Annotated in this window: 8 protein-coding genes; 1 reads left to right on the forward strand and 7 read right to left on the reverse strand. The window is 65.5% G+C overall.

Annotation, left to right across the window (positions count from 1 at the left end; translation table 11 throughout):
* The 6 genes from J1M87_RS24850 to J1M87_RS24875 all read right to left on the reverse strand — a co-directional run.
* The coding region (locus J1M87_RS24850; protein ID WP_206492427.1) for a peptide synthetase at positions 1-857 on the reverse strand (857 nt) is incomplete at its 3' end.
* Positions 858-897: 40 nt separating this feature from the next.
* Positions 898-1,938 carry an NAD(P)-dependent oxidoreductase gene (locus J1M87_RS24855; RefSeq protein WP_206492428.1) on the reverse strand — a complete coding sequence of 347 codons (1,041 nt, stop codon included), beginning with the start codon at positions 1,936-1,938 and terminating at the stop codon, positions 898-900.
* Positions 1,935-2,225 (reverse strand): hypothetical protein, encoded by a 291-nt coding sequence (locus J1M87_RS24860; protein WP_206492429.1) that lies wholly within the window; start codon positions 2,223-2,225, stop codon positions 1,935-1,937. The genes J1M87_RS24855 and J1M87_RS24860 overlap by 4 nt, the downstream gene beginning before the upstream one ends.
* Positions 2,222-3,883, reverse strand: coding sequence for a fatty acid CoA ligase family protein (locus J1M87_RS24865; protein ID WP_206492430.1), 1,662 nt, complete (start codon positions 3,881-3,883; stop codon positions 2,222-2,224). The genes J1M87_RS24860 and J1M87_RS24865 overlap by 4 nt, the downstream gene beginning before the upstream one ends.
* Complete coding sequence (locus J1M87_RS24870; RefSeq protein ID WP_206492431.1) at positions 3,880-4,788, reverse strand: hypothetical protein; 909 nt, start codon at positions 4,786-4,788, stop codon at positions 3,880-3,882. The genes J1M87_RS24865 and J1M87_RS24870 overlap by 4 nt, the downstream gene beginning before the upstream one ends.
* Position 4,789: 1 nt before the next feature.
* Entirely contained in the window at positions 4,790-5,839 is a 1,050-nt protein-coding gene (locus J1M87_RS24875) for a 3-oxoacyl-ACP synthase III family protein (RefSeq protein ID WP_206492432.1), read from the reverse strand.
* Between the two features lie 661 nt (positions 5,840-6,500).
* Here J1M87_RS24875 and J1M87_RS24880 point away from each other — a divergent pair.
* A complete protein-coding gene (locus tag J1M87_RS24880) occupies positions 6,501-6,947 on the forward strand; it encodes a hypothetical protein (protein WP_097388565.1) in 447 nt (148 codons plus the stop codon).
* A gap of 54 nt (positions 6,948-7,001) precedes the next feature.
* Here J1M87_RS24880 and J1M87_RS29160 read toward each other — a convergent pair whose 3' ends face one another.
* Complete coding sequence (locus tag J1M87_RS29160; RefSeq protein WP_206492433.1) at positions 7,002-7,259, reverse strand: PLD nuclease N-terminal domain-containing protein; 258 nt, start codon at positions 7,257-7,259, stop codon at positions 7,002-7,004.
* Between the last annotated feature and the right edge of the window lie 711 nt (positions 7,260-7,970).

A 7,970-nucleotide genomic window follows, 5' to 3' on the forward strand; every position in this document is an offset into this window, starting at 1 on the left:
AACCCGCCGTTGTCCATCTCGTTGAGTTCACGCTTTTCGACCATGCCGACGAGCAGGCGTGCGTTGATCTCCGCTGCGCTCTGCCCCGGATCCGCGTCGAGGAACAACGGCAGCGCCAGGTTCGCAGTCGATCGGATCGCCGGATCGTGGCGACGCAGATCCACCGGCACCATCAGCCGGACCTGGCGGCCGGTGGTGTCGGCGAGGACCGCGGCGATCCGGGCTACCGCCGACGGGTGGGTGCCGTCGACGCTGCGGTGCCGCCACAGGAACTGTTCGCCGCCGCGAATGGGTGCCCCGGCGCCGAGGGGGGATCGGTACGTCGGCAGCAGCCGGGTGGGCCTTCCGGGTGCGCCGATGCGGTCGGCGAGGGTGTGATCGGCGGTGGTGTCCGGCGCCCCCAGCGGCTCCTCACCGCGCAGGACCCGGAACACGTCCGCAGCCCAGGTGCCCAGTCCCTTGGCGTCCATGACGCCGTGGAAGGCGCGGAAGATGACGGTCGTCGGGTCGGAGGTGACGAGCACGACCTCGGTGGTGGCGTCCGCGGTGACACCGAGCGGTCGGGTCAGGATGGGGTTCGCATCGAGCGCGGTGAAGTCCACGCCGCCGTGTTCGACGATGTCGAGGTGCGGGGCGAGGCCGCTGTCGACCCAGTTCTTGCCCCGGCGGACCAGCCGTGCGCCGGGGCAGGCGTGCGAGGCGAGTTCGACGGCGCGGCGAAGTGCGTCGACGTCGATGTCACCGGCGCCTTCGACGACGAGTTGGATGGCGAACGGTTCGGCCAGGGGCGCAGTGGCCAGGTACAACCGTTCGGTCGCCGAAATCGGTCGCGTGAACACAGGGGTGGTCGATGTCATGGGCACCTCGGAATATGTTGGGGGACAGGACAGCTGAATGTCACTTCAAGGTTCGGGTGATCTCGGCGATGCCGCCTTGCGACTGGACCCAGTCCTGGAATTCGAGCAGTCCACTGTCCCGGTCGACGACGGGGACGTATCCGAAGTCGCGGCGCGCGGCAGTGGTGTCGAACGTCGAGGTGCGGGTCATGAGCGCGAGGACATATGTCGAGAGGGGAGGGGAGTACCTCACGGCGAGGTACGGGATCTTCCAGATCGTGTCCAGGACCGTGACGGCGGCGCGGACCACTGCCATGTTCGCCGCCCGGGTGGGTGCGGCGAACCCGAACGATTCGGCGACCTCCCCCATGAACGGCCAGATGTTGGTGATCTCGGCGTCGGCGATGAAGTAGGCCTTGCCGCCGACGTTGTCGGAGGTGGCCGCTTTGACGCAGGCGTCGACGATGTTGTCGACGTGGCACAGCGAGGCGTACACCTCGCGCCCGCCGGACAGGTTCGGCAGGGTGCCCGCCTGAGCGCGCCCGAGCAGCCGCACGATCGGACCGGACCGGTCCCCTGGCCCCCAGATCGCGCGAGGTCGGAGCGCGCAGGTGGTGAATCCGGGCTCGTTCGCGGCCAGCACTGCCTGTTCGGCAGCGGCTTTCGTCTCGGAGTACAGGTTCAAGAACCTGCGCGGATACGGGACCGATTCGTCGATGTCGATCTGGTCGCCGCCGTCGTATTCCATCAACGCGCTCGGGCTCGAGATGAACACGAATCGGCTGACGCCGTTGCGGCGCGCGGAATCGAGGAGGGTGGTGGTGGCGGTGACGTTCTCTTCGACGAATTGTGCGCGGACGCCGCGTTCGTCGACGCGGGCGGCGCTGTGGATGACGACGTCGATGCCTTCGGTGGCGCGGGCGAGGGACTGCGGATCGGTGAGGTCGCCGTAGACGAGGGTCAGGTCGGTGGTCTCGCCGAGGTCGCGTAGATCGCTGGTCGGGCGGACCAGGATCGAGATGTCGTGCCCGCCGTCGGCGACGAGCCAGCGCACGAGACGTCCACCGAGGAAACCGGAAGCGCCGGTGACCAGTACCTTCATCGTGTTCTCTTCTCGTCGTCGGAGCGGCGGGGTTGGGTTGTCCACCAGGTCATTCCGAAGATCAGCGTCAGTGCTGCGGTCGCTGGTCGGGAGCGGTGGCCGTCGGCGCGGCGCAGCGCGGCCGGGATCTGAGCGGGATGGACGATCAGGGACAAGAACGCGTCGATCCACCAGGCAGCGCGGATCAGGGGATGCCGGAGGCGGTGACCACGGATCTGGGTGAGGGCGCCGTAGGCCAGGAAGATCCATCCGAGGATCGGGATGGTGCGTAGTGCAATGGTTTTCATGCTGCCACCGTGGTGTCGAGTTCTCCGGCTGCCCACACGGTGAGCTTCTCGCGGCCGATCTTCGCGTTGTGCCGGATGTCGACGGGGAAACCGGGATGGAACAGGAAGTCGGCGACCGGTGCGGTCAGCGGGAACTCCGCGCCGCGGCGGCGCAGTGCCTCGGCGATCGCGTCCTGGTCGTGGCCGGGTTGCAGTTCGACGCACAGCACGGGGCGTTGCCGACCGCGGGCACCGACACCGACCAGGGCGGTGCGGGTGACGCCGTCGACGGTGTTGAAGATCTGCTCGACCTGCACCGAGTACATTGGTCCGTCGCTGGTCTCGAGACGCTGGCTCTTGCGTCCGCAGAACCAGATGCGGCCCTGATCATCTACCCAGCCGACGTCGCCGGTGCGGTGCCAGATCCGGTCACCGTCGGTGATCTTGCCGGTCAGATTTGCAGCTGGGGGCCAGTAGTAGCGGGCGCTGACGTTCGGGCCGGACACCACGATCTCGCCGATGCCGCTGCCGATCTGCAGCGAATCGGACCAGCGGGGTAGCGGGTCGTCGGTCACGGTGATGATGCGGACCTCGAGCCCGGGCGCGGGGCGTCCGATGCAGGTGCCCTCGCCGTTGCGGGTGCGGTCGACGAGTCCACCGAGAAGCTCACGAGATTCGATCGAGGACATCGGCAACGCTTCGGTGGATCCGTACCCGGCGTGGACCTGAGCGTGCTCGGGCAGCACCTCACGCAGGCCGGTCACCACGTGATCGGGAACCGGTGCGCCGCCGGAGAACACCGACCGCACCGTCGGCATGAGCGATCGGTGCCGCCGGGCGTGATCGAGCAGTGGACCCAGGACGGCGGGGGAGGCGAACAGTGTGTGGACCTGGAATCGGTTGATCGCGTCGACGACGTGCAGTGGGTCGGTGGCGCCGACTTTGCTCGGAGTCAGCGGCGGCAGAACCAGACTCGATCCCAACAGCAGATCGAGTACTCCGAACATCGGCAGCGTCACCAGCGACGTCTCGAGGTCCTCGCGTGCCGCCAAGGTTCGGGTCTGCTCGACCATCGCCGCGAGGTTGCCGTGGGTCATCTCCACCGCTTTCGCGGGGCCGGTGGATCCGGTGGTGAAGGCGATCATCAACAGTTCGTCGTCCCCGGCGATGCGAGGCTCCCCGGTCGAGGTCGACGGGGTGCGCCCCAACATCGCCAGCGTCTGCCCACCCCACAGCCAGCGTCGACCGACCGTGATCGAGGTGTGAACCCCACGGAAGGTGCGCCGGAACAGCACCCGCACCGCATGCGCCTGCGGGATCCCGATGAAGGCCTGCGGATTGACCGCGGCCAGGCACCGGAGCATCGGGCGTAGCCCCATTCCCGGGTCGATGACGACGGGGACGGCTCCGGCCTTGAACAGTCCGAACAAGATCGCGTACAACTCCGGACCGGGGGTGACCAGAACGATGGTGCGAGTACCCGCCGTGATGCCCGAGGCGGTGAAGCGCTGCGCCAAGGCGTCGGACCACTGATCGAGTTCGCGGTAGGTGATCTGCTCGTAGTCCGGAAGCGCCCCTGCGGGGGTGCCGGTCGCGTAGGTCACCGCGGGGCGCTGAGGGTGCTGCGCGGCGAGGTCGCGGAACAAGTCGATCGAGCCGCAATAGGTGGGGGCGGTCATGTCGCGTCGGCACCTGCTGTGAGGCGGTACACGGTCGCGGCTGCGCTAGGTCCGGCTCCGGCAGCGACGAACAGGATCGTCGAATACTCCCCGAGCAGCTTGTCCTGCACCGCGTGGTGATACGCCACCGTCAGTGCGGCGGTGTGGGTGTCACCGCCGAGTGCGGGCATCGCCGCCGAGTCGAGTGCGGTGATACCGAGCTTCGCGGCGAGCAGGGAAGGAAAGCCAGGGGTGGGGGTCGATGCGATCAGCACCGTCGACGACAGGTCCGGATCGCTGGCGTCGATCGCGGCCGACGCTGCCGCCATGGCGACGTCGAGCAGTCGTTCTTCGGCGTCGGCGTCCCGCTCGACGGTGATGAGGTTACGGCCGTTCGCGCCCATCGTTTTCGTCTCGACGAACCCGTCGACGACCGACGGGCCGTCCGCGAGTTCGGTGTGAACCGAGCCGAAACCTTCAGCGCTCTCGCTGCGTTCGAGGAGAAGGGCCGCGCCGGAGGTGGCGTAGGGGAAGCCGCCCGGGGCGCCTGCGGCGACAGCGCTGGGGTGCGTGTCCCCGGAGACGACCAGGACACGGCCGGTGCCGCCGGTGGACAGGATCGCGTCGGCGACCTGCACGGCGTTGAGGACACCGCACGCACCGTTCATCAGGTCGAAGGAGAAGGTGCGGGGATCGCGTTCGCCGTACTCGAGACCGATACCGGCGTCCTTCTGAATCAGGGCGGCGATCGCCGGTTCGACGGTGTTGGAATCGCGGTAGACGCCCGTGTTGATCAGCACGCCCACCTCCTGCGGTTCCACGGCGGCGCTGGTGAGCGCCTGCCGGACCGCTCGCGCGGCATGGGTGACGACGCTGCCGCTGTCGCGGTCGTAGCTCGTGCCGACGGATGTGATGACGACGCCCATGTCAGGCCTCCAAGGAAGAGATCGTGGCGGACAGGAAGCCGGTGACGATGCCCGATGCCGCGGGCACCATGAGAATCTTCGACCCGGCCGCGATGGCGTTCTGCTGCAGCTGATCGTGCAGAACGATGAAGTGCGAGGTGGTGGAGGTGTTGCCGTACTTTTCGACCACGTTCAACGCTTCCGGCATCGGTGTGCCGAACTCTCGCTCTCCGAGCGCGTTCATGAACGTGACCGCCGACGCACCGAACTGGTGGTGGATGATGTAGTCGAATTCCTCGTCGGCGAAGGTCGTGCCGCTGGCGGCGAGGTGGTTACGCTGACTGTTCGTCCACAACTTGAACCGGTCCTCGTTGTGCATGCGCCGGTTGTCGGTGTAGAGCGCAACGCCCGGGTTCTTGTCGCTCGGCATCCCCAAGCAGGCATCGGCGTACTCCGATGCGGTCATCAGTTCGATGTAGTCGATGCGATCGCGCTCGTCGACGGATTCGTCGACGACCAACGCGCACCCGGAATCGCCGACCGAGAGGGACGCGAACTGCAGGTCGTAGCCGCCGGTGATTTCCTTGACCGCCGTCTCGGAGATCGCCGTGATCGCTTCGCCGCTAACCACCAACCCGTTACGGACAGTGCCGGACCGAATCATCCTGTCCAACACGTACGTTCCGGTCATCATGCCCGCGCACGCGTTCGACAGATCGAAGTGAATGGCCCCGGTGGCGCCGAGTTCCTTGGCGATCATCGCCGCGAAGGACGGCTCGAAATACACCTTCGACTCGTCCTTGCTGCGCGAGATCGAGGTGGAGATGACGACATCGAGTTCGTCTGCGCCATAGCGCGATCGGGACAAGCAGTCCCGCGCCGCCTTGAGGGCGAGTGCGAAGGAATCCTCGAAGTTGCCCGGTGTCTTGTCGTGCACTCGGCGCTCCTGAACCCCGGTGATGGCAGCGAGATCGAAGGTGGGTTTCTGGGCGAGTCGGCCGATCAGCTCCTCGGTGGTGAGAACCTCGTCGGGCAGATATGCGCCGATGGATTCGAATCGTGAATGCGGCAATGCAGCTCCTTGATTAGACGTGAAAGCCGAAAAGGGCACGGAAAAGCCAAGATTGGTGAACGTCCCCCGACGGCACCGCAGCAAGTCAGGTGTGCGCCGATGTCGCATTCGCCTGGTTGTGGGTGCGGCTCAAACCATCCATCACGGTGCGAGAAAAGTACAGTGGCTCGATTGCCGCGACTCGGAAATCCGCTGCACGAGAGGCGATCCAGAACACACCGCGATGATGTGACGAACGGTATCTGATACCGGCAGAGACAGAAACAGGCGCACGGGAGGATGGAGGGGTGGCTACGGCTGCGTAACCGGACCTACCCAGCGGTAACTTAGCGCGAAGCCCGAAATCGGCACCGGCCGCAGCAGGCTGTGACTACAACTTTAGGTGGAGGTACGCCTGTGGTTGAAAGTTGAAACAAGCACGCACGGAACAGTATTCGATCGCCACTTCGTGAGCTTGATCACGAGATCACACCGTGAGACGCGCTAGGCGCAGGCCTGGTCCATCGGCTAACATCGGCTGACTGGGGACCGGGAGTGACGGCTCAGCAAATCGAAACCATCCGCAACGCAGCGCATTTCGCACACGCACAGCATCGCCCGCGACCGCGAGCGCTGTGCCGGGCCCCGCCCCACATCCACCGCAACGAAGGGCGCAACGACCATGTCACGACTCCAGGCCGCACTGCTCGCACTCGCGCTGCCCGTGCTGTGCGCCTGCGGCACAACCGCACCCATCTCCGGCGACGACCACACCTCCGATACCGGCACGCCCACGACATCATCAGCTGCGGAACACATCCCAGGAGCGGCGAGCGTCCCGGACGTCCCGGACCCCGCGCCCTCACTCGCAGGCACGCCACAGCTACGCGACTACCTCGCCGCGCTCATCGCAGCCGACATCGCAACCGACCCCGCCGACCTGAACGCCATCGCCGACTACACGCCCAAGATGTGCATGATGAAACGACTGACCAACGCCTCCGACGAGGAAACGACGTCACACGCCGTCGACGACCTTTCTGCCCTCGGCATCTCGCTCGACGCACACCAAGCCGATGTGCTCGTCTCGGCCGCGAACGACTACATCTGCCCGAAACCTCCCCGCTAGAGGCCGGTACGACGAGCTACTCACCTCGGTCGTCCGCAGGAAAAGGCTCGCAGACTAGGACGATCGCTCAGCCTGAGCGCGACGCAACGGCGGCGCCCCGAAGAGAAACCAGACGCCAGCTCCGACAAAAGGAATCACGACAACCAAGGCCGACCACCAAAACTTGGACGCCATCCGGTCATGCGGCGTACGAAAGATCGAAACCAGAGCAGCGACCGTCAAGGCAACGCAGGCCGCTACCAGCGCCGTCCACGTGAGGTCGTACGCGAGTGGGATGGTCGGCGTCTCGACAGATCCGGTCAGCTGCGTCATCAATGTGTCCCCTACTGCTCACGGCGAAGACTTCGAGCATAGCCATCGACCATTGCGATACCCGAACGAATGGAACTGTCGCAGAAAACCGCTAACGGCCAGAGCACCACAGCGTCGCGCTGATGAGAAACCAGACCGTACTTCGACAATGAAATAGGACGCATCATTGAAAGCCTTCATCGACGACATCAGCGACCTACTGTGCATGATCTGGATGTTGATCACGCACGGGCTCGGCGCACCGGCCGTCCAGTAAGCGCTACCGTGAGCGCACCAACACCTCCACCGATGGACAGGGAAGGAGCCGCTCTCCGGGAACCGGCCCATCAGGGTGGTGCGACCTCGACGGGAAAGTGAGAGGGAAAGACGATGGCGCTACGACCATACGAACAATCACGGCCTATTCACCTCAAAGAACTCATCTACCAGTCGGAGATCGTGGACGCGGGCATCGCCAGGATCCAAGCAGCGATTTCGTCCGAGAGTCAGATCGCAGGTCTCGAGGATCACGCACGAAAGCGGCAGAACCTCGTCGAACTCGGCGCCGGAATCCAGTCGGTTCTCGGGGCTGGTGCTCTTGCGTCTGGTTGGGCCCCCGATAGCAGTCCAGCGTCTATGCGATAGCTAATTGGTTTTCTTGCGTCCAGGTTTCCCAGTAGCGCTGCGGCGTCATGCCGTCCAGGGATCCGTGGGGCCGTTCATGATTGTAGA

The organism is Rhodococcus sp. KRD162 (assembly GCF_017168335.1).
In the GTDB taxonomy this organism is placed as follows: domain Bacteria; phylum Actinomycetota; class Actinomycetes; order Mycobacteriales; family Mycobacteriaceae; genus Rhodococcoides.